The sequence below is a fragment of the Streptomyces sp. NPDC031418 genome, from assembly GCF_055581605.1.
Genome location: NZ_JBVIJC010000031.1, coordinates 1 through 19830, shown reverse-complemented (window position 1 = coordinate 19830; position 19830 = coordinate 1). Strand labels below are relative to the sequence as shown.

At 74.5% G+C, this 19830-nt stretch carries 18 protein-coding genes and 1 pseudogene; 13 read left to right on the top strand and 6 right to left on the bottom strand.

Annotation, left to right across the window (positions count from 1 at the left end; translation table 11 throughout):
* The first annotated feature begins 105 nt into the window (after nucleotides 1–105).
* The 3 genes from fusA (at nucleotide 106) to ACZ5CZ_RS34530 (ending at nucleotide 4044) form a co-directional block, all read left to right on the top strand.
* Nucleotides 106–2163, top strand: coding sequence for an elongation factor G (fusA, locus tag ACZ5CZ_RS34540; RefSeq protein WP_468948523.1), 2058 nt, complete (start codon nucleotides 106–108; stop codon nucleotides 2161–2163).
* Nucleotides 2164–2728: 565 nt separating this feature from the next.
* Nucleotides 2729–3292 (top strand): hypothetical protein, encoded by a 564-nt coding sequence (locus ACZ5CZ_RS34535; protein WP_385842815.1) that lies wholly within the window; start codon nucleotides 2729–2731, stop codon nucleotides 3290–3292.
* 41 nt (nucleotides 3293–3333) lie between these two features.
* Complete coding sequence (locus ACZ5CZ_RS34530; RefSeq protein WP_385842814.1) at nucleotides 3334–4044, top strand: YcnI family protein; 711 nt, start codon at nucleotides 3334–3336, stop codon at nucleotides 4042–4044.
* Nucleotides 4045–4122: 78 nt separating this feature from the next.
* On the opposite strand, the gene ACZ5CZ_RS34525 is transcribed toward ACZ5CZ_RS34530, so the two are convergent.
* Nucleotides 4123–4893, bottom strand: a complete 771-nt coding sequence (locus ACZ5CZ_RS34525) for a CDP-alcohol phosphatidyltransferase family protein (RefSeq protein ID WP_385842813.1) — start codon at nucleotides 4891–4893, stop codon at nucleotides 4123–4125.
* Between the two features lie 129 nt (nucleotides 4894–5022).
* Here ACZ5CZ_RS34525 and ACZ5CZ_RS34520 point away from each other — a divergent pair, with 129 nt between their 5' ends.
* From ACZ5CZ_RS34520 to ACZ5CZ_RS34500, 5 genes and pseudogenes are all read left to right on the top strand, one after another.
* Nucleotides 5023–6006 (top strand): zinc-dependent alcohol dehydrogenase, encoded by a 984-nt coding sequence (locus ACZ5CZ_RS34520; protein WP_468948520.1) that lies wholly within the window; start codon nucleotides 5023–5025, stop codon nucleotides 6004–6006.
* Nucleotides 6007–6146: 140 nt separating this feature from the next.
* Entirely contained in the window at nucleotides 6147–6545 is a 399-nt protein-coding gene (locus tag ACZ5CZ_RS34515) for a 6-pyruvoyl trahydropterin synthase family protein (RefSeq protein WP_450786225.1), read from the top strand.
* Complete coding sequence (locus ACZ5CZ_RS34510) at nucleotides 6542–7723, top strand: glycosyltransferase family 4 protein (protein WP_468948518.1); 1182 nt, start codon at nucleotides 6542–6544, stop codon at nucleotides 7721–7723. Before ACZ5CZ_RS34515 ends, ACZ5CZ_RS34510 begins: the two co-directional genes overlap by 4 nt.
* Nucleotides 7720–8670, top strand: a complete 951-nt coding sequence (locus tag ACZ5CZ_RS34505) for a hypothetical protein (RefSeq protein ID WP_468948516.1) — start codon at nucleotides 7720–7722, stop codon at nucleotides 8668–8670. The genes ACZ5CZ_RS34510 and ACZ5CZ_RS34505 overlap by 4 nt, the downstream gene beginning before the upstream one ends.
* A pseudogene (locus tag ACZ5CZ_RS34500) lies at nucleotides 8667–9623 on the top strand (lysylphosphatidylglycerol synthase transmembrane domain-containing protein); the annotation flags it as partial. The gene ACZ5CZ_RS34505 and the pseudogene ACZ5CZ_RS34500, both read left to right, overlap by 4 nt.
* Before the next feature lie 56 nt (nucleotides 9624–9679).
* Here ACZ5CZ_RS34500 and ACZ5CZ_RS34495 read toward each other — a convergent pair.
* Entirely contained in the window at nucleotides 9680–10471 is a 792-nt protein-coding gene (locus ACZ5CZ_RS34495) for a creatininase family protein (RefSeq protein ID WP_385843019.1), read from the bottom strand.
* Between the two features lie 39 nt (nucleotides 10472–10510).
* Here ACZ5CZ_RS34495 and ribA point away from each other — a divergent pair, with 39 nt between their 5' ends.
* Both ribA and ACZ5CZ_RS34485 read left to right on the top strand, forming a co-directional pair.
* Complete coding sequence (gene ribA / locus ACZ5CZ_RS34490; RefSeq protein WP_385842808.1) at nucleotides 10511–11182, top strand: GTP cyclohydrolase II; 672 nt, start codon at nucleotides 10511–10513, stop codon at nucleotides 11180–11182.
* Nucleotides 11183–11260: 78 nt separating this feature from the next.
* Nucleotides 11261–12406: an NAD(P)/FAD-dependent oxidoreductase gene (locus ACZ5CZ_RS34485; RefSeq protein ID WP_385842807.1), complete on the top strand. Its 1146-nt coding sequence runs from the start codon at nucleotides 11261–11263 to the stop codon at nucleotides 12404–12406.
* Nucleotides 12407–12419: 13 nt separating this feature from the next.
* Here ACZ5CZ_RS34485 and ACZ5CZ_RS34480 read toward each other — a convergent pair whose 3' ends face one another.
* The 3 genes from ACZ5CZ_RS34480 to ACZ5CZ_RS34470 all read right to left on the bottom strand — a co-directional run bounded on the left by ACZ5CZ_RS34480 (nucleotide 12420) and on the right by ACZ5CZ_RS34470 (nucleotide 15932).
* A complete protein-coding gene (locus ACZ5CZ_RS34480; RefSeq protein WP_468948513.1) occupies nucleotides 12420–13643 on the bottom strand; it encodes a serine hydrolase domain-containing protein in 1224 nt (407 codons plus the stop codon).
* A 64-nt stretch (nucleotides 13644–13707) separates the two neighbouring features.
* Entirely contained in the window at nucleotides 13708–15354 is a 1647-nt protein-coding gene (locus tag ACZ5CZ_RS34475; RefSeq protein ID WP_468948511.1) for an MFS transporter, read from the bottom strand.
* Nucleotides 15351–15932, bottom strand: a complete 582-nt coding sequence (locus ACZ5CZ_RS34470) for a TetR/AcrR family transcriptional regulator (protein ID WP_468948509.1) — start codon at nucleotides 15930–15932, stop codon at nucleotides 15351–15353. Before ACZ5CZ_RS34470 ends, ACZ5CZ_RS34475 begins: the two co-directional genes overlap by 4 nt.
* Before the next feature lie 88 nt (nucleotides 15933–16020).
* Between ACZ5CZ_RS34470 and ACZ5CZ_RS34465 the strand changes: the two genes are divergently transcribed.
* Together ACZ5CZ_RS34465 and ACZ5CZ_RS34460 are read left to right on the top strand one after the other, a co-directional pair.
* Nucleotides 16021–16458, top strand: coding sequence for a PPOX class F420-dependent oxidoreductase (locus tag ACZ5CZ_RS34465; RefSeq protein WP_385848515.1), 438 nt, complete (start codon nucleotides 16021–16023; stop codon nucleotides 16456–16458).
* A gap of 64 nt (nucleotides 16459–16522) precedes the next feature.
* Nucleotides 16523–17116 carry a TetR/AcrR family transcriptional regulator gene (locus ACZ5CZ_RS34460; RefSeq protein ID WP_467550588.1) on the top strand — a complete coding sequence of 198 codons (594 nt, stop codon included), beginning with the start codon at nucleotides 16523–16525 and terminating at the stop codon, nucleotides 17114–17116.
* A 15-nt stretch (nucleotides 17117–17131) separates the two neighbouring features.
* Here the strand turns inward: ACZ5CZ_RS34460 and ACZ5CZ_RS34455 are convergent, their stop codons facing one another.
* Nucleotides 17132–18043 (bottom strand): LysR family transcriptional regulator, encoded by a 912-nt coding sequence (locus ACZ5CZ_RS34455; protein ID WP_450786240.1) that lies wholly within the window; start codon nucleotides 18041–18043, stop codon nucleotides 17132–17134.
* Between the two features lie 221 nt (nucleotides 18044–18264).
* On the opposite strand from ACZ5CZ_RS34455, the gene aspA reads away from it, so the two are divergent.
* On the top strand, nucleotides 18265–19665 hold the full coding sequence (gene aspA / locus ACZ5CZ_RS34450; protein ID WP_450786241.1) for an aspartate ammonia-lyase: 1401 nt from the start codon (nucleotides 18265–18267) through the stop codon (nucleotides 19663–19665).
* The last annotated feature ends 165 nt before the right edge of the window (nucleotides 19666–19830 follow it).

Sequence of the window (19830 nt, the reverse complement as noted above, 5' to 3'; positions counted from 1 at the left end):
TTTCGGCGACCTTACGGCGTTCGCCGTACCGTCACCTTCCGCCACCCGGCCACGGGACATCGCGCTGTCCCTTTCCAGCACCACCCTTTCGAAAGGCACCGCGCCGTGCGTACGCACACCAGCACCCTCGCCACCGTCCGCAACCTCGGCATCCTCGCCCACGTCGACGCCGGCAAGACCACCGTCACCGAGCGGATCCTGTACGCGACGGGCACCACCCACAAGCGGGGCGAGGTGCACGACGGCACCACCGTCACCGACTTCGACCCGCAGGAACGCGACCGCGGCATCACCATCTTCGCCGCCGCGGTGAGCTGCGCCTGGGACGGCCACCGCATCACCCTCATCGACACCCCCGGACATGTCGACTTCGCCGACGAGGTCGAGCGCTCGCTGCGGGTCCTGGACGGGGCGATCGCCGTCTTCGACGCCGTCGCCGGGGTCGAGCCGCAGAGCGAGTCGGTGTGGCGGCAGGCCGAGCGGCACGGCGTACCGAGGATCGCCTTCGTCAACAAGCTGGACCGCGCGGGCGCCGACCTCGACCGGGCCGTCGCCTCGATCCGCGACCGGCTGCACCCCGCCCCGCTCCTCGTCCAGCTGCCGATCGGCGCGGAGGACGGCTTCACCGGCGTGGTGGACCTGGTCCGGATGCGCTCCGTGGTCTGGCCCGCGGGCGAGGGTACGGCGGTGCGGGGTCCGGTGCCCGAGGAACTGCGGGAGGAGGCGGTACGACGGCGCCGGGCGCTGGAGGAGGCGGTCGCCGAACGGCACCCGGCCGCGCTGGAGGAGTTCTGCGACCGCGAGACCCTCTCCGCCGCCACCCTCACCACCGCCCTGCGCGACCTCACCCGCAGCGGCGACGGCGTGGTCGTCCTGTGCGGCTCCGCCTACCGCAACCGCGGCATCGAACCACTGCTGGACGCGGTCGTGGACTATCTGCCCTCCCCGCTGGACGTGCCCGCCGTACGCGGTGAACACCAGGGCACCGAGCAGCGGCGGGCCGCCGACCCGCGAGCGCCGTTCGCGGGGCTGGTGTTCAAGGTGAACGCGCACAGCACCGGGCGCCTGGCCCATGTGCGCGTCTACTCGGGCACGATCGAACAGGGGGACACCGTGTGGGACCCGGGCACCGGCCGCACCGAACGCGTGGCGCGGATCCTGCGCGTCATGGCGGACCGGCACGACCGGCTCGAACGCGCCGTCGCCGGGGACATCGTCGCGCTCGCCGGGGTGAAGACGGCCCGGGCCGGCGCCACGCTCTGCGACCCCGGCGCGCCGCTGCTGCTGGAACCGCCCGCGGCCGCCGAGCCCGTGGTGTCCGTGGCCGTCGAGGCGCGCCGCAGCACCGACACCGGCCGGCTCACGGCGGCGCTCGCGCGGCTGGCGGAGGAGGACCCCTCGCTGGTGGTGCGCACCGACGGGGAGACCGGGCAGACCGTGCTGTCCGGCCGGGGGGAACTCCATCTGGAGGTCGCGGTGGAGAAGATCCGCCGGGACGGCGGCCCGGACGCCGTCGTCGGCCGGCCGCGGGTCGCCTTGCGCGAGACCGTCGTGCGCGGGGTGCGGGGATTCGTGTACCGGCACGTCAAACAAGACGGCGGGGCAGGGCAGTTCGCGCATGTCGTCCTCGACGTGGAGCCGCTCGGCCCGGAGGCCGGCGTCACCGGGTTCGCGTTCCGGTCGGCGGTGGTCGGCGGCCGGGTGCCGCAGGAGTACATCCGCGCGGTGGAGGCCGGATGCCGGGACGCGCTCGCCGAGGGACCCCTCGGCGGGCACCCGGTGACCGGGCTGCGGGTCACCCTGACCGACGGCTCCACGCATGTGAAGGACTCCTCCGACACGGCCTTCCGCACCGCCGGCCGGCTCGGGCTCCGCGCCGCCCTGCGCGACTGCGCGGCGGTCCTGCTGGAACCGGTCGCGGACGTCACCGTCAGCGTGCCGGAGGACGCGGTCGGCGGGGTCCTCGGCGACCTGGCCGCCCGCCGCGGCCGGGTCACCGGCTCCACGACCCGCGCCGGTACGGCCGTCCTGACGGCGCGTGTCCCCCTGGCCGAGCTGTTCGGCTACGCCACCCGCCTACGCAGCCGCACCCAGGGCCGAGGCACCTTCACCACCCGCCCAGCGGGCTACACCCCGGCGCCGGGCCCGGCGCCGGTCCGGTAGGCGGGTGCCGCTCCGCTGCCGCCGGCCGGGCTGGAGGCAGCGGGCGGCTACCCGGTGGGCCGTACCGGCGCTGCCGCCGGTGGGCTCTGGCGGGTGGCTGCGGGTGGTCGGCTGCGGGTGAGCTGGTGGGCTGTGTCCCGGTGCCAGGGGCGATGCCGGTCCGGTGGGCGGGCTGGTCCGGTGGTTCGTCCCAGGTGCCGCTGCGTTGTGGCCCGCTGGGCCTGAGGCGGCGGCCGGTTACGTCGGCGGTCTGTGTCGGCGTGGGTGGGCGGCGGGCTGCGGCCCGGTGCCAGGAGCGGTGCCGGTCGGGTAGGCGTGGTTCGTGTCACGTGCCGTTCCGCTGTCGCCCGCCGGGTCTGGCCGAGGCGGTGGTCGGCCACCTCGGTGAGCCGTGTCGGCGTCGGTGGTGCCGGGGTTTGGGGGTAGCCGCTCGCGGGCGGCGCAGGGTGTGGCGGCCGTCGTGTGCCGGTGTTCTGCGGGACGCGGATCGCCGCCGTTCGGTCGGGGATGGTGAACGGCCGGGAGCTGCCCTGCGTATCAGGCGACCGTGGGAGGATGCCTCGTCATGAGCGCGTCGCCGGCGGTGAGAGCCCTGCGCGCCGCGGTGTTCGCCGCGGTGTGCGTGCTGCTCGCTGTCGCCGGGCACGGCCTCGCCATGGGCGACCTGCCGCCGCTCGGTGCCGACGCGGCCGCCTTCGGCGCGGTGTTCGGGCTCGGCTGGACGCTCGGTGGACGGGAGCGGTCCCTGCCCGGCATCGGCGCGGCCATGCTGCTCACCCAGGCGGGGCTCCACCTTGGCTTCGACGCCGCCCACCGGGGCACGGGCGCCACCCCCATGGCCCCCATGCACGCCCACACCGCCGTCGCCCACGCCACCGCCGCCCATCTGCTCGCCGCGCTGGCCGCCTCCTGGTGGCTGTGGCGGGGCGAGGCCGCGCTGTGGTCGCTGCTGCGCCGGGCCGGCACGCTCCTTCCCGGCCTCGTCGCCTGGTGGCGGGACGCCCCGCTGCCCACTGCCCGCGGGCCCGTGCTGCGCGCGTTCGCCGGTCCCGGGCCCCTGCGCCGCCTCCGGCTGCGGCACACCGTGCACCGCCGCGGGCCCCCGGCCCCGATCCCGTACCCGGTCTGACCAGACACCTCACCCGACACCCGTACGGAGATCGATCCCCCATGCCCGCAAGCCGTATCACCCTCCGCCGGGCCGGCACCGTGACCGCCCTGGCCGCCGGCGCGGTCCTGTGCGCCGCCGGTGCCGCCGCCGCGCATGTCACCGTGCACCCCGAGAGCTACGCCAAGGGAGCCACCGACGGGCTGCTCACCCTGCGCGTGCCCAACGAGGAGGACACCGCCGCCACCACCAAGGTCCAGGTGTTCCTGCCCACCGACCACCCCGTCCTCGGTGTCCTGGTGCACCCGCAGGACGGCTGGACCGCCAAGGTCACCACCAGCAAGCTCAAGAAGCCGGTCAAGACGGACGACGGCACCATCACCGAGGCCGCCTCCGCGATCACCTTCACGGGCGGCAGGATCGGCCCCGGCCAGTACGAGGACTTCGACGTCGCCTTCGGCCGGCTCCCGGACGACACCGGCACGCTGGTCTTCAAGACGCTGCAAACCTACTCCGACGGCAAGGTCGTCCGCTGGATCGAGGAGCCGTCCGGCGGCGACGAGCCGGAGAACCCGGCGCCGGTGCTGAAACTGACGGCCGGTGACCCGAGCGCCGCCCCCGCGCCCGCCCGGACCGCCGCCGCCCGGGCCACGGCGTCCGGCAGCAGTGACTCCACCGCCCGCGGGCTGGGCATCGCCGGTCTGATCGCCGGTGTGCTGGGCCTCGCCGGCGCGGTCTTCGCGATCGTACGGACCCGGTCCGCGCGGCCGTGACACCGGCTGCCGGACGGTAGCAGGCGGCCGGGCCCGTCCCCTCGCAGGAGGGAACGGGCCCGGCCGTCGCCGTCGGACTCAACGCGCCGCAGGCACCAGCGGTTCCAGGCAAGGCTCCGGGGCCGACGCTCGGACCGCTGCCCGGGAGGTCCGCCACAGCCAGCGCACATCCCGGCCGAAGGACCACACCAACGAGCCCAGCGCCAGCAGCACGACCGCGAGGTTCACCGCCCGCGGCAGCAGCTCCGCGCCCGCCAGCAGCAGGCAGACGCCCTGGACGGCCGCGACGGTCTTGCGGGCGAAGGACGGCGGCAGCGGGGCGTTCAGCCAGGGCGCCACCCGGGCCGCGGCGACGAACGCGTACCGCATCCCGCCGATCAGCAGCACCCACGGGCCGAGCTGCATGGCGACGTACACGCTCAGCACCAGGATCAGGAACGCGTCGACCTCCATGTCGAAGCGCGCGCCGAGCGCGGTCGCGGTGCCCGTGCGCCGGGCCACCTTGCCGTCCACGCCGTCGAGCAGCAGGGCCACGGCGGTCAGGGCGACCAGCAGCGTCACCGGCGGTGCGCTCTCGAAGGAGTCCGCGACCAGCGCGGTCACCCCGCCGACCAGCGTGGCCCGGCCGAGGGTGACCCGGTTCGCGGCGCCGAAGGAGCTGAGCCGGGACCGGTGCAGCGCACGGGAGAGCACCGCCCAGGTGGCGAACGCGAACGCCAGCCCCGTCAGCCAGCCGGCCGGCCCCATGCCGATCGCCGTGCCGAGCAGGGCCAGCAGCAGGATCTGGACGCCCGCTCCCACCGCGGTCTCCTGCTGCGACCTCGCGTCATATGTGTTGTTCAGGGCCACCGCACACCCTCCGGCCGAGTGACAGAGTCGATCAACGCCGCGTACTGTGCGCGGCCTGTGCACTTCTCGGTACGTGAACCACTTCCCGATCGTTCAGGAGACACCGATGAACCGTTGCGGAGAACGCCGGTGAACCGTACGGCCCGCGCCTTCTGGCTCCGCTCGCCGGGCCACGGCGAGCTGCGCGACCTCACCCTCGAGGCGCCCGCGGCGGACCAGGTCCTGGTCCGCACCCTGTACTCGGGCGTCAGCCGTGGCACCGAGACGCTCGTCTTCCGCGGCCAGGTGCCGGAGAGTCAGCACGCGGCGATGCGCGCCCCGTTCCAGGAGGGCGACTTCCCCGGCCCGGTGAAGTACGGCTATCTCAGCGTCGGTGTGGTCGAGGAGGGCCCGGCCGCGCTGCTCGGCCGTACCGTCTTCTGCCTGTACCCGCACCAGAGCCGGTACGTCGTCCCCGCGAGCGCCGTCACCGTCGTACCCGACGCCGTGCCCGCCGAACGGGCCGTGCTCGCCGGGACCGTGGAGACCGCCGTGAACGCCCTGTGGGACGCCGCGCCCCTGATCGGCGACCGGATCGCGGTGGTCGGCGGCGGCATGGTCGGCTGCTCGGTGGCCGCGCTGCTGGCCCGCTTCCCCGGCGTACGGCTGCAACTCGTCGACGCCGACCCGGCCCGCGCCGCGACCGCCGCGGCACTCGGCGTCGACTTCGCCGCCCCCGCCGACGCCCTCGGCGACTGCGACCTCGTCGTCCACGCCAGCGCCACCGAGGCCGGCCTCGACCGCGCCCTGCAACTCCTCGCCCCCGAGGGCACGGTGGTGGAACTGAGCTGGTACGGCGACCGGCGCGTGACCCTGCCGCTCGGCGAGGCATTCCACTCCCGCCGGCTCACCGTGCGCAGCAGCCAGGTCGGCACGGTCTCCCCGGCCGCCCGGCCCGGCCGCGGCTACGCCGAGCGGATGGCGCTCGCCCTCGACCTGCTCGCCGACCCGGCGCTGGACGCGCTCATCACCGGCGAGAGCGGCTTCGAACAGCTCCCTGAGGTGCTGCCGCGGCTCGCCGCCGGCGAGATCCCCGCCCTGTGCCACCGCATCCGCTATCCAGGGGCGGCCTGACCTCGCCGAAGAGCAGCGCCTGACCTGAGGAAAAAGGGTGAGAGAGGCTGAACACGGGGAAGCGAAGAGCCGTACTACACGGCATCCCCCGGCGGGCAAGGGCAGGGGGACCAGACGCGCCGCACCTGGAGGGTCGTCCGTTGTTCAGCATCACCGTCCGCGATCACCTCATGATCGCCCACAGCTTCCGCGGCGAGGTGTTCGGGCCCGCGCAGCGACTGCACGGCGCCACGTTCCTCGTCGACGCGACCTTCCGCCGCGCCCAGCTGGACGAGGACGGCATCGTGGTCGACATCGGCCTGGCCACGAAGGAACTGGGCGCGGTCGTCGCCGAGTTGAACTACCGCAACCTGGACGAGGAGCCCGCGTTCGCCGGGGTCAACACCTCCACCGAGTTCCTCGCCAAGGTCATCGCCGACCGGCTCGCCGAACGCGTCCACAAGGGCGCCCTCGGCGAGGGCGCCCGGGGCATCGCCGGCCTCACCGTCACCCTGCACGAGTCGCACATCGCCTGGGCGAGTTACGAGCGTGCCCTGTGACCGACCTGACCGTACGGCGGCCGGCGCCGCCCCGCCCGCACGCGCGGCCCCCCGCCGCCCAGAACCCCGGGATCATCCCGATGTCCCTGCGCACCGTGCACTTCGTGCTGCCCGGCGGCGTGGACGACCCGGCCGCGCCCAGTGGCGGCAACGTCTACGACCGCCGGGTCTGCCTGGACCTGCCCGGCTTCGGCTGGCAGGTCACCCGGCACCCGCTCCCCGGCGGCTGGCCGCGCCCGGACGGCCCCGCCCGCGAGCGGCTCGCCCGCACCCTGCGGGAGCTGCCGGACGACTCGGTCGTGCTGCTCGACGGGCTGGTCGCCTGCGGTGTGCCGGAGCTCGTCGTGCCCGCGGCCGAACGCCTGCGCCTCGCGGTCCTCGTGCACCTCCCGCTCGGCGACGAGACCGGCCTGGACCCGGCGGTCGCCGCCGAACTCGACACCCGCGAGCGGGCCGTGCTGCGCGCGGTCCCCGCCGTCGTCGCCACCAGCGACTGGGCGGTCCGCCGCCTCGTCGCCCACCACGGGCTCGCCCCCGACCGGGTGCACCTGGCCGCGCCCGGCGCCGACATCGCCCCCGTCGCCCCCGGCACCGACGGCGTCTCCCGGCTGCTGTGCGTGGCCTCCGTGACCCCGCGCAAGGGCCAGCACCTGCTGATCGAGGCGCTGGCGACGGTCCGCGACCTGCCGTGGACCTGCGAGTGCGTCGGCGGCCTCGGCCACGACCCCGAGTACGTCGCCCGGCTGCGGACCCTCATCGACCGGTACGGCCTCGCCGGCCGGCTGCGCCTCACCGGCCCGCGCGCCGGCGCCGACCTCGACGCCCACTACGCCGCCGCCGACCTGATGGTGCTCCCCTCGCACGCCGAGACCTACGGCATGGCGGTCACCGAGGCGCTCGCCCGCGGCATCCCGGTGCTCGCCACCGACGTCGGCGGACTGCCCGAGGCGGTCGGCCGCGCCCCCGACGGCGGTGTGCCCGGCATCCTCGTCCCGCCGGCGGACCCCGGCGCGCTCGCCGCGGAACTGCGCGGCTGGTTCGGCGAGCCCGACGTACGCCGCCGGCTGAAGCAGGCCGCCCGCGGCCGTCGTTCGGCCCTCGGCGGCTGGGCCGCCACCGCGCGCAGCCTGGCCGGAGTGCTCGGCCACCTCCCCACCAGCCCGAGGAGGGCCGCATGAACACCCCGAAGACCGAGGTCGTACCTCTGGAGCCGCCGGTCGTCGCGGGCGCCGGGCCGGTGCCCCGCACCGGCGAGCGGGAGACCGTACGACTGCGGGACAGCGCCCCCGACGAGCCGCCGCGGTACGCCCCCGAGTGGCTGCGGCTGCGCGAACCGGCCGACGCCGCCGCCCGGGCGCCGGAACTGCTCGACCTGCTCCGGGACCGGCCGGCCGCCGGGCCCGGCGGGAGCGGCGGAGCGGCCGTGCACGACCTGGGCTGCGGCACCGGCTCGATGGGCCGCTGGCTCGCCCCCCGCCTCGCCGGCGCCCAGCACTGGATCCTGCACGACCGCGACCCCTACCTGCTGCACTTCGCGGCCGTGGCCACTCCGACCGCGGCGGCCGACGGCAGCCGGGTCACCGTCGAGACCCGGCTCGCCGACGTGGCCCGGCTCACCCCGGAAGCGCTGACCGGAGCCTCGCTGGTGACCGCCTCCGCGCTGCTCGACGTCCTCACCCGGGACGAGCTGGACACCCTCGCCGACGCCTGTACGGCGGCCGGCTGCCCGGCGCTGCTCACCCTGTCCGTCGTGGGACGCGTCGAACTGACCCCCGCCGACCCGCTGGACGCCGAGATCACCGAGGCGTTCAACGCCCACCAGCGGCGCACCGGGATGCTCGGCCCGGACGCGGTGACCGCGGCCTGCGAGGCGTTCGCCGAACGCGGCGCGACGGTCCATCTGCGGCCCAGCCCCTGGCGACTCGGCCCCGAACACGCCGCGCTGACCGAGCAGTGGCTGCGCGGCTGGGTGGGCGCGGCCGTGGAACAGCGCCCCGAGCTGCGGCAGCGGGCGGAACGTTACCTCCAGGCCCGGCTGGCGGCGTGCGCGGCCGGCGAGCTGCGGGCCGTGGTCCACCACAGCGACCTGCTGGCCCTGCCCCGCCCGACGGACGGCACGCCATGAGCACGCGGACGGCGGTGGCGAGCCACCGCACCGTGGCAGCGGCACCGCACGGCGAGCGGCGCCCCGAACCGGCCGCACCCCGCCGGTCTCTGAACAGCCGTACGCTGCGCCGGCACCTCGGCACCACCGTCGGCCTGGCCCTCGTCACGCTGCTGCTGTGGCGGCTCGGCACCGGACCGCTCCTCGACGGCCTGCGCCGCATCGACCTCGCCACGGTGCTGGCCGCCCTCGGCATCGGCGCGCTCACCACCGTGTGCAGCGCCTGGCGCTGGCAGCTGGTCGCCCGCGCCCTGGGCATCCGGCTGCCCCTGGGACCCGCCGTGGCCGACTACTACCGCGCGCTGTTCCTGAACGCGGCCCTGCCCGGCGGCATCCTGGGCGATGTGCACCGGGCGGTACGGCACGGACAGAGCGCCGGCGACCTGCGGCGCGGGGTGAAGGCGGTGGTACTGGAGCGGGTCGCCGGACAGCTCGCGCTCACCGTGGTCGGCGCGACGGTGCTGCTGACCCTGCCGTCCCCGGTCCGCGCCACCGCCCGCGGCCTGGCACCGCTGCTGGCCCTGGCCGCCGCGGGCGCCCTCGCCATCGTCCTCGCGGTACGGATGAACCGCTCCCCCGGCCGTCGTGGCGGAGCCGTGCGCAGCGCGCTGAGCGAGGTGCGCCAGGGGCTGCTGTCCCGGCCCGGCGGACCCTGGGTGGCCCTCGCCTCCGCGGTCGTCCTGGCCGGACATCTGGCGGTGTTCGTCGTCGCCGCCCGGGTCGCCGGCTGCGCCGCTCCGGTCGTGGTGCTGCTGCCGCTCGCCGTCCTCGCCCTGGCCGCCATGGGCCTGCCGCTGAACGTCGGCGGCTTCGGCCCCCGCGAGGGCGTCACCGCCTGGGCGTTCGGCGCCGCCGGGCTCGGCGCGAGCACCGGCGTCGCCGTGGCCGTCGTCTACGGCGTGCTCAGCCTGGTGGCGAGCCTGCCCGGCGCCGGCGTCCTCCTCGCGCGCTGGTACGGCGGACTGCGCCGCTATTCCACCGTCCCGTCCGAGCCGGCGGCCGACGGCGCCGTGAGCAACGCGAAATACGGCGCGAACGATTCGGCGAGGCTCGCCAGCAGTTCCTTCCCCTTTTCCGCGGATCCCAGCGAAGGACGGCCGATGACACCCGACGCGGTATAGCCGGACATTCCCACGGTGAGCAGATGACGCCGGTCGTCGGCGGTGAAATCGGCGGACTCGTAACCAGGACGGACGAATTCGGGATGAGCGTGCAGCAGAATGGACGTCTCGATTTCCCCGGCATGCATGTCGGTGAGCAGCGAGGTGACCACCCCGGCCCGCTCCCGTGCCGTCTCCCAGTCCTCCGCCGCCGGGAACAGCGCCGCCTTCTCGCCCCGCGCGGAGGCCTCCTGGACGACGTTGCCGAGCACGTAGTTCCCGCCGTGCCCGTTGACCACGACGAGCGCCTCGACGCCCGAGCGGCGCAGCGAGTCCGCGATGTCCCGCACCACCGCGTGCAGGGTCACCGCCGAGATGCTGACCGTTCCCGGCCAGCCGGCGTGCTCGTGCGAGCAGCCGACGGTCACCGGAGGAAGGAGGTGCACCGGGTACGCGGCCGCGATCTCCCGCGCCACGGCACACGCGACCAGCGTGTCCGTCGCCAGCGGAAGGTACGGGCCGTGCTGTTCGTAAGCGCCGACGGGAAGGACGGCGACCTGTGCTGAGCCGCCCGCCCCCCGCGCCCGTACGTCCTCGGTGGTGTCCGTCGGCAGCACCCCGTACGCCGCCCCGTCTGCCGCCCGCGCGCCCGAACCACTCATCTTCTTCACGGCCTTTCGTCTCTGCTTAGGAATCAGATCATGACAGAAAACACCGGTGTCACCCTCGGCGTCCTCAACGCGAAGTCCCCGCGGCGTTCCGGAGCGGAACGCGTCGTGAATGCGCCCCTGCCCACCGCGTACGGGAAATTCCAGGCGATCGGCTACCTGGACCACGACCGCGGCGACGAACAAGTCGCGCTGGTGTACGGCGAGATCGGCACCGAGAACGTGCTGACCCGGCTGCACTCGGAGTGCCTGACCGGGGACGCGTTCGGCTCCCGGCACTGCGAGTGCGGGGACCAGCTGGAGGCGGCGCTGCGCGCGGTGGTGGCCGAGGGCAGCGGCGTCGTCGTCTACCTGCGGGGCCACGAGGGCCGTGGCATCGGACTGCTGGCCAAGCTGCGCGCCATGGCGCTCCAGGCGGAGGGCCTGGACACGGTGGAGGCGAACCTCGCCCTCGGCCTGCCGGTCGACGCCCGCGACTACGGCGTGGCGGCACAGATCCTGCACGACCTCGGGGTGCGCTCGGTGCGGCTGATGTCCAACAACCCGCGCAAGCGGGAGGCGTTGGTGCGGCACGGGGTCCAGGTCGCCGAGCAGGTGCCGCTGCTGATCGAGCCGTGCGAGAGCAACATCACCTACCTGCGGACCAAGCGGGAGCGGATGGACCACCATCTGCCGCACCTGGACGCGGTCGGCCACGGTTCCTGACCCGGTGCGCCGGTTCGGGGCGCGCCCGGCGGGACAGGATCCCTGGACGACAGCGATCCGCGCGGTGAAGGAGGCGGCGTGAAGCCCAGAGCCCGGGTGGTCATCGTCGGCGGCGGGGTGATGGGCACGAGCATCGCCTACCACCTCGCCCGCGCCGGAGTGCCGGACGTCGTCCTCGTGGAGCGGGACGAACTCGCGGCCGGCTCCACCTCCAAGGCCGCGGGCGGGGTGCGGGCGCAGTTCTCCGACGAGCTGAACATCCGGCTCGGCGCCCGCAGCCTGGCCGCCTTCGCCCGGTTCGAGCGGGAGACCGGCCAGGACATCGGACTGCACCGGGTCGGCTATCTCTTCCTGCTGTCCACGCCCGAACAGGTGGCGTCGTTCGAGGCGGGCGTGCGGTTGCAGAACTCCCTCGGGGTGCCGAGCCGGCTGATCACCCCCGAGGAGGCCCGCCGGCTGTCCCCGCTGATCCGCACCGACGGGCTGCTCGCCGCCGCCTACTCACCCGACGACGGCCACTGCACCCCGGAGGCCGTCGTCCACGGGTACGCCACCGCCGCCCGCGTTCGCGGCGCCCGCGTCCTGCGCCACACCGAGGTCACCGGCATCGAACTGCGCGGCACCACGATCACCGCCGTCGCCACCACCCGCGGCCGCATCGAGACCGGCACGGTGATCTGCGCCGCCGGCGCCTGGTCGCGGGCGCTCGGCGCACTGGTGGGGGTCGAACTGCCGGTACGGCCGCTGCGCCGGCAGATCGCCGTCACCGAGCCGGTGCGGGACCTGCCGCCGACGCTGCCGATGACCATCGACTTCACCACCAGCCTCTACTTCCACCGGGAGGGCCCGGGCCTGCTGCTCGGCATGTCCGACCCGGACGAGACACCGGGCTTCGCCACCGGCACCCACGACCGCTGGATCCCCGGGCTGTGCGCGGCGATGGAGCAGCGCGCCCCCGCCCTGCTGGAGCTGCGCCGCACCGGCGGCTGGGCGGGCCTGTACGAGGTGACGCCCGACCACAACGCCCTGATCGGCGAGGCGGGTTCGGTCTCCCGCTTCCTGTACGCCACCGGCTTCTCCGGCCATGGCTTCCTCCAGGGCCCGGCCGTGGGCGAGCTGGTCCGCGACCTCTACCTGGGCCGCACCCCGTTCCTGGACGTCCGCCCGCTGAGCGCCGACCGGTTCGCGGCCGGCGCCGCACGCCCGGAGACCAACGTGGTCTGACGGCCGGCCGGGGTCAGTCCCGTACCGCCGCGTGCACCAGCCGCCGCAGCTCCGGGAAGACCTTGAGGCCCTTCGGCCGCAGCTGGGTCATGAACTGCACGGTGAGATCCTGGCGGGGCGCGACCCAGAACGCGGTGGTGGCCGCGCCGGTCCAGCCGTAGGTGCCGGCACTGGACGGGGCCAGGGTGCGGGCCGGGTCGATCACGACGGAGACGTTGAAGCCGAAGCCCAGCCCGTCGTTGCCGGGTTCCCGGTGCGCGGGGGCGCCGAACTCGCGCAGGACGGCGTTGCCGGGCAGCCGGTTGCCCGTCATCAGGGCGAGCGTGTCCGCGGACAGCAGCCGCACACCGTCCAGTTCGCCGCCCCGGCGCAGCATCTCCATGAACCGGTGGAAGTCGTACGCCGAGGAGACCAGACCGCCGCTGCCGGACAGGAACCGCGGCCGGCCGTGCACCGGCAGCCCCGCCACCGGGGTGATCCCGCCCTCGTCGGTCTCCCGGTACAACTCGGCCAGCCTGTCCGCCTGTTCCGGCACGATGTGGAAGCCGGTGTCGGTCATGCCGAGCGGGCCGAGGATCCGCTCGGCGAAGAACGCGTCCAGCGGCTGCCCGGTGACCACCTCGATCACCCGGCCCAGCACATTGGAGGCCACCGAGTAGTTCCACTGCGTCCCCGGGTCGAACTGCAACGGCATCTTCGCGTACACCTCGACGGTCTCGGCGAGGTCCGCACCCGGCGGCACCGAGTACTCGAGCCCCGACTCCCGGTAGAGGGCGTCCACCGGGTGCTTGTAGTAGAAGCCGAAGGTCAGGCCCGCGGTGTGGGTGAGCAGGTGCCGGATCAGGACCGGGCCGGCGGCCGGCCGGGTGCGCATCCCCGCGCCCTCCCCGCCGTCGTACACCCGCGGGGCGGCGAAGGCGGGCAGATGCTTCTCCAGCGGATCGTCCAGGCCGAGTCTGCCCTCCTCCACCAGCAGCAGCACCGCCACGGCGGTGACCGGCTTGGTCATCGAGTAGATCCGCCAGAGCGTGTCCGCCTGCACCGGCAGCCTTGCCGCCACATCGCGCTGTCCGTACGTGGTGAGGTGGGCGACCCGGCCGCCGCGGGCCAGGGCCAGCAGATAGCCGGGCAGCCGCCCCTCGTCGACGTGGCGGGCCAGGTGCTGGTCCAGGCGGTCCAGCGCCTGCGGGTCCAGCCCCGCCTCACCCGGATCGACTTCCTGCCGCAGCTGTGCCATCGCTCTCCTCCGCTCACGTCGTCCGCGGTGCGCCCCGGCGTGACCGCCGGAACGCACACGGTGCTCATCGTCGCGCAGGAACCCCCTCCGACACCCGCTCATCAGTGGTGTGTGTGATCGACACGACGCCGTCGCGGCCCGGCAGCGCCCACGCCAGCGGCACCCCGAGCGCGGCCACGGCCGCCAGCACCCCCAGCGCCGTCCCGCTGCCCGCGCCGGTCAGCGCGGTCGCCGTGGCCACCCCGACGGCCGGCCCGGCATTGAGCGCCGTCTGCTGGAGACCGCCCGCCACCCCGGCCACCGCCACCTCGGCCTGCCGTACGACCACCTGGGTCGCCGCCACCATCACCGTCCCGAACCCGGCGCCCAGCAAGGCGAATCCGCACGCCAGGGCAGGCGGGCCGGCGGACCCCGCCAGCACCAGCACGCCGAGCGCGAGCACCGCCGCCGCCACCGCGGTGGTGACCCGCGCCCCGAAGCGGCGCAGAGCCACCGGGCACAGCGCGGCGGACGCCACCATCAGCACCGCCAGCGGCAGGCTGCGCACCGCGCTCTGGAACGCGTCCAGGCCGAGCCGCCGTTGCAGCACATAGGTGGCGGTGAACAGGGTGCCGGACAGGGCGGCGGACACGACGACCAGGACGCCCAGCGCCGCCGCGGCCGGCCGGGAACCGAGCACCGAGGGCGGCAGCAGCGGGCTCGCCGTACGCCGCTCGTGGACCACCAGCACGGCGGTGGCCAGCGCCGCGGCGAGCGGCCACACCACGGAACCGGGCCGCCCGCCGGGCAGGTGCAGCAGACAGGCCAGCGCCACCGCGAGCAGCACCGCACCCGGCAGGTCCAGCGCCGTCCCGGCGCCCGGCGGACGCCGCTTAGGGCCTCTCTTTCGGATCTTGCCGGCGTCGCGGGCCCTGGCACGCACATCTGCTGCGATGTCGTCCCTCGCCGACTCCCCCACGCTCGGCTTCGCTCGCGCGGGGGGACCCCCATCGCGTCGACTCGGTCCTCCGCCTTGCATCTGCACGCTCCCCCAAGCTCTCGACTCCTCCCCCACTCTCGGCTCCGCTCGAGCGGGGGGACCCCCATGAGCAGGGGGCACCCCCATGACCCCGCTCGGGTCGGCCGGAATGGCGCCGGCGCCGCAGCCGACCTGATCCGAAAGAAAGGCCCCAGCCCGCACCAGCGCGGGCAGGCCGAAGAGCAGCGCGGGCGGCACGTTGAGGAAGAACACCGCCCGCCAGCCCAGCCCGGTCACCAGCGCCCCGCCCAGCAGCGGACCCGCGGCCGCCGCCAGCCCGATCGCGGCGGTCCGCACCGCGAGCGGCGTCGCGAGCCGCTCCGGCGGGTACGCGGCGCGCAGCATCCCCAGCGTGGCCGGCTGGAGCAGCGCCCCGCACACGCCCTGCACCACCCGCAGTCCGATCACCCAGCCCACCCCGGGAGCCAGCCCGATCCCGGCGGACGCCAGGCCGAACCCGAGCATGCCGAGCGCGAACACCCGACGCTGGCCGTACCGGTCGCCGAGCCGCCCGGCGAACACCAGCAGACTCGCCACCGCCACGAGATACCCGGTGCTGGTCCACTGCACCTGGGCGTACGAGGCGTGCAACTCCCGTTGCAGGCTGGGCTGGGCGACGGTGAGGACCGTACCGTCCAGCGCGACGACCACCGCGCCCGCGACGCTGCTCGTCAGCGTCCAGCGCGGCGTCACCGGCTCTCCCGCGGACCGAGATGGGCGGTCAGCACGCTGTCGAGCAGGGCAGCCAGGTCCTCCTGGCCGGTGGCCAGCTGGAGGCTGCGCCAGCGCCACAGCTGGGCGAGCCCGTGCAGGTTCGCCCAGAGCGCGCCCGCCACCCGCCGGGCGTCGCCCTCCGGCCGTACCTCGCCGACCAGCCCGGCGAGCAGGCCGAACAGCGGCAGACTCGTCTCGCGCAGTCCCAGACGGCCGCTCTCCAGCAGGTCGTGACGGAACATCAGCTCGTACATGCCGGGGCGGTCCAGCGCGAAGTCCAGATAGGCCCGCGCCAGTGCGGTCACCCGGGCGCGCGGTCCGCCGGTCTCCCCGTCGAGCGCCGCCCCGGCCCGCCCGGCCAGCTCGGCGAAGCCCCGCCGGGCGATGGCCGACAGCAGCTCCAGATGGGTCGGGAAGTAGCGGCGCGGCGCCCCGTGCGAGACCCCCGCGCGCCGGGCGATCTCCCGCAGGGTCAGCGCCTGCGCGCCCTCGGTGGCCAGCAACTCCACCCCGGCCTCGACCAGCCGAGCCCGCAGCCCCGTGTCGTCCTCATGCATAGACAGTGTCTACCAAGAGGGAGTAGACACTGTCTACTCAGGTGAGGTGCGGGGAATGCGCGGGCGGCGCGGCGCCGTTGACGTCCTTATGACTCAGGACACCTCACAGGACGCCCTTCTCCCGCTGCTCTCCGCCGGACACGCCGGCATCCTGGTGACCCTCAAACGCGACGGCCGGCCCCAGCTGTCCAACGTCAGCCACGCCTACGACCCCGACGAGCGGACCATCCGGATCTCCGTCACCGACGACCGCGCCAAGACCCGCAACCTGCGCCGCGACCCCCGCGCCTCCTACCACGTCACCAGCGCCGACCGCTGGGCGTACACCGTCGCCGAGGGCACGGCCGAGCTGACCCCGGTCGCCCGCGACCCGCACGACGACACCGTCGAGGAACTGGTCCGCCTCTACCGGGACGTCCAGGGCGAACACCCCGACTGGGACGACTTCCGGGCCGCGATGGTCCGCGACCGGCGGCTGGTGGTACGACTGCGCGTGGAACGCGTCTACGGCGTCCCGCGGCGCTGAGGAACCGGCGCACCCCGTCGGAACGGCACTTAGAGTGGAGGCGGCGAGAAAGCGGAGGTCGGCCATGGGGGAGACGCGGCGGGGACCGCGGGAGCGGATGGTCTCCAGCGCGGCCCAGCTCATCCGGCGCGACGGCGTCGCCGCCACCGGGATGCGCGAGGTCGCCGCGCACGCCGCCGCTCCGCGCGGCTCCCTCCAGCACTACTTCCCGGGCGGCAAGCAGCAGCTGGTCAACGAGGCCGTCGGCTTCGCCGGGCGGTACGCCGGCCAGCGCATCGGGCGCCTTCTCGAAGGGCTCGCCGAGCCGACCCCGAGCGCGCTGTTCGCGGCGATGGCCGACCAGTGGACCGACGAGTACACGGCCGACGGCTTCGTCGCGTGCTGCCCGCTGGCCGCCGCCGTGGTCGAGTGCGCGGCCTCCGACGGGTCGGCCCGTGAGGCGGTGGCCGCCGCGTTCGCGGCCTGGCGGACTCCGCTGGCCGAGGCGCTCACCGGTATGGGTGTCCCGGCCGGCCGTGCGGACGCGCTGGCCGCGCTGATGATCAGCACGCTGGAGGGCGCGCTCATCCTGGCCCGGGCCGAGGCGGACGTCCGGCCACTGACCACGGCGGCCCGCGAACTGGGCCCGCTGCTGGACGCCGCCGCGACCGGCGGCTGAGAGGCGGGGGGCGGGTCAGGAGCCGAGGGCGGCGGCCTGGTCGCGGAGTGCGTCCAGCACCATTTGCAGCAGCGGATGACCTTCGCTGCCGCTGCGTACGGCCGCGAACACCCGCCGGGTCGGGCGGACGCCGCTGAGCGGGCGGATGGCGGCGCCCTTGAAGGTGATGCCGTGCAGCGCGGAGCGGGGCACCAGTGCCACCCCGGCACCGGCGGCCACCAGGGCGCACACCGCCCGGGAGTCGTCGGCCAGGCACTCCGACCGCGGATGGAATCCGGCCTCCTCGCAGGCCCGCAGCACCACGTCGTGCACCGGGTTGCCCGGCCAGGGCGTGACCCAGGGATCCTCGCTCAGCTCGGCCAGGGCCAGCTCGGGTGCGGCCGCCTGCGGATGCCCCGAGGGCAGTACGACGTCGAAGGGCTCGGCGTAGAGCGGTTCGAGCAGCAGCTGCTCCCCGCTCTGGCCGACGAGGTCCCGGTGTTCCACGGCGAGGGCGATGTCCACCGCGCCGTCGACGAGCAGCCGGCGGCTCGCGTGCCCCTCGGCGTCCTTCACATGGATGCGCACCTGCGGGGCGCGGTCCCGCAGCCGGGCCATCGACGGCGCCACCACCTCGGTGATGGCACTCGCGAACGCGGCGATGGCCACCTCGCCGGCCAGGCCGGTCGAGCAGGCGGCCATGTCGGCCTCCGCCTGCTCCAGCTGTGCGGCGATGCGGCCGGCGTGGGTGGCCAGCACCACGCCCGTGGGGGTCAGCCGGACCGTCCGCCCCCGCCGCTCCAGCAGCATGTGCCCGACCTCCGACTCCAGCGCGGCCAGCTGCTGGGAAGCCGCCGACGGGGACATGTAGAGGGCCTCGGCCGCGGCGGTGACGGTGCCGTGCTCGGCCAGCGCCCGCAGCACCCGGAGTCTGCGCGGATCAATCACAGGAGAAGTACACCAGGCGCCCACCCTCCCTGTGAAGCGGAGCTTCACAGCGCATCCCGCAAAACCCCGATGGATTTAAAAGTCCCGGTCGTACAGAGTGGTCTCCCGTGACCGCGGCGGCCCTGGCCGGCGCCGCCTCACCCCACGGTGCGCCACCGCGTCCCGCGCGGCTTTCCGGTGTTCTCGGCTTCCGAGCATTCCCACAAGGATTTGTTGTGTCCATGACTGTCCGCACCCGCAGCGAGCACGACCTGCTCGGCGACCGGGACGTACCCGCCGACGCGTACTGGGGCATCCACACCCTGCGCGCCACGGAGAACTTCCCCATCACCGGCACCCCCATCTCGGCGTACCCGCACCTCATCGACGCCCTGGCCGCCGTCAAGGAGGCCGCCGCGCTCGCCAACGAGGAACTGGGGCTGCTGGCACCCGAGAAGGCGGCCGCGATCGTCGCCGCCTGCCGCGAGATCCGCTCCGGGAAGCTGCACGAGCAGTTCGTCGTGGACGTCATCCAGGGCGGCGCCGGCACGTCGACCAACATGAACGCCAACGAGGTCGTCGCCAACCGCGCGCTGGAACTGCTCGGCCACGCCAAGGGCGACTACCGGCACCTGCACCCCAACGAGGACGTCAACCTCAGCCAGTCCACCAACGACGTCTACCCGACCGCCGTGAAGATCGCCACGGTGTTCGCGGTGCGCGGGCTGCTCCGCGCGATGGCCGTCCTCCAGGACGCCTTCGCCGGCAAGGCCGTGGAGTTCCGGGACGTCCTCAAGATGGGCCGCACCCAGCTCCAGGACGCGGTCCCGATGACGCTGGGCCAGGAGTTCTCCGCGTTCGCGGTGATGATCGAGGAGGACCGCAGCCGGCTCGCCGAGGCGGTAGAACTGATCCACGAGATCAACCTGGGTGCCACCGCCATCGGCACCGGCCTGAACGCCCCGGCCGGATACACCGAGGCCGCCCGCCGGCACCTCGCGGCGATCACCGGCCTGCCGCTGGTCACCGCGGCCAACCTGGTCGAGGCCACCCAGGACTGCGGTGCGTTCGTGCAGATGTCCGGGGTGCTCAAGCGGATCGCGGTCAAGCTCTCCAAGAGCTGCAACGACCTGCGGCTGCTGTCCTCCGGGCCGCGCGCCGGTCTGGGCGAGATCAACCTGCCGCCGGTGCAGGCGGGCTCCTCGATCATGCCGGGCAAGGTCAACCCGGTCATCCCCGAGGTCGTCAACCAGGTCGCCTTCGAGGTGATCGGCAACGACGTCGCCATCACCATGGCCGCCGAGGCCGGCCAGCTCCAGCTGAACGCCTTCGAGCCGATCATCCTGCACTCCCTGTCGGAGTCCCTCACCCACCTCGAGCGCGCCTGCCACACCCTGGCCGACCGGTGCGTGTCCGGCATCACCGCCAACACCGAGCGGCTGCGCGCGACCGTGGAGAACTCCATCGGCCTGGTCACCGCCCTCAACCCGCACATCGGCTACACCGCCGCCACCGACATCGCCAAGGAGGCCCTCGTCACCGGCCGCGGCGTCGCCGAACTCGTGCTGGAGAAGGGCCTGTTGCCGGCCGAGAAGCTGGCCGACCTGCTGCGCCCGGAGAACGTCGCCGGGACCGCCGCCTGATGCCGGGCGGCCGGCGGGCCGCGGGCAACGACACGATATGAAGCACCGAAGGAGTAACCCGTCCATGGCTACGGCGCCCAGCGTCTCCTACTCGATGACCATCCGGCTGGAGGTGCCCGCGAGCGGAACGGCCGTCTCGCAGCTCACCACCGCGGTGGAGTCCTC

Coding starts and splice junctions, on each gene's coding strand:
- ACZ5CZ_RS34535 (WP_385842815.1), top strand. CDS start 2,729: ATGAGCGCGTCGCCGGCGGTGAGAGCCCTGCGCGCCGCGGTGTTCGCC.
- ACZ5CZ_RS34530 (WP_385842814.1), top strand. CDS start 3,334: ATGCCCGCAAGCCGTATCACCCTCCGCCGGGCCGGCACCGTGACCGCC.
- ACZ5CZ_RS34505 (WP_468948516.1), top strand. CDS start 7,720: ATGAACACCCCGAAGACCGAGGTCGTACCTCTGGAGCCGCCGGTCGTC.
- ACZ5CZ_RS34495 (WP_385843019.1), bottom strand. CDS start 10,471: ATGAGTGGTTCGGGCGCGCGGGCGGCAGACGGGGCGGCGTACGGGGTG.
- ribA (WP_385842808.1), top strand. CDS start 10,511: ATGACAGAAAACACCGGTGTCACCCTCGGCGTCCTCAACGCGAAGTCC.
- ACZ5CZ_RS34480 (WP_468948513.1), bottom strand. CDS start 13,643: ATGGCACAGCTGCGGCAGGAAGTCGATCCGGGTGAGGCGGGGCTGGAC.
- ACZ5CZ_RS34470 (WP_468948509.1), bottom strand. CDS start 15,932: ATGCATGAGGACGACACGGGGCTGCGGGCTCGGCTGGTCGAGGCCGGG.
- ACZ5CZ_RS34465 (WP_385848515.1), top strand. CDS start 16,021: ATGACTCAGGACACCTCACAGGACGCCCTTCTCCCGCTGCTCTCCGCC.
- ACZ5CZ_RS34460 (WP_467550588.1), top strand. CDS start 16,523: ATGGGGGAGACGCGGCGGGGACCGCGGGAGCGGATGGTCTCCAGCGCG.
- aspA (WP_450786241.1), top strand. CDS start 18,265: ATGACTGTCCGCACCCGCAGCGAGCACGACCTGCTCGGCGACCGGGAC.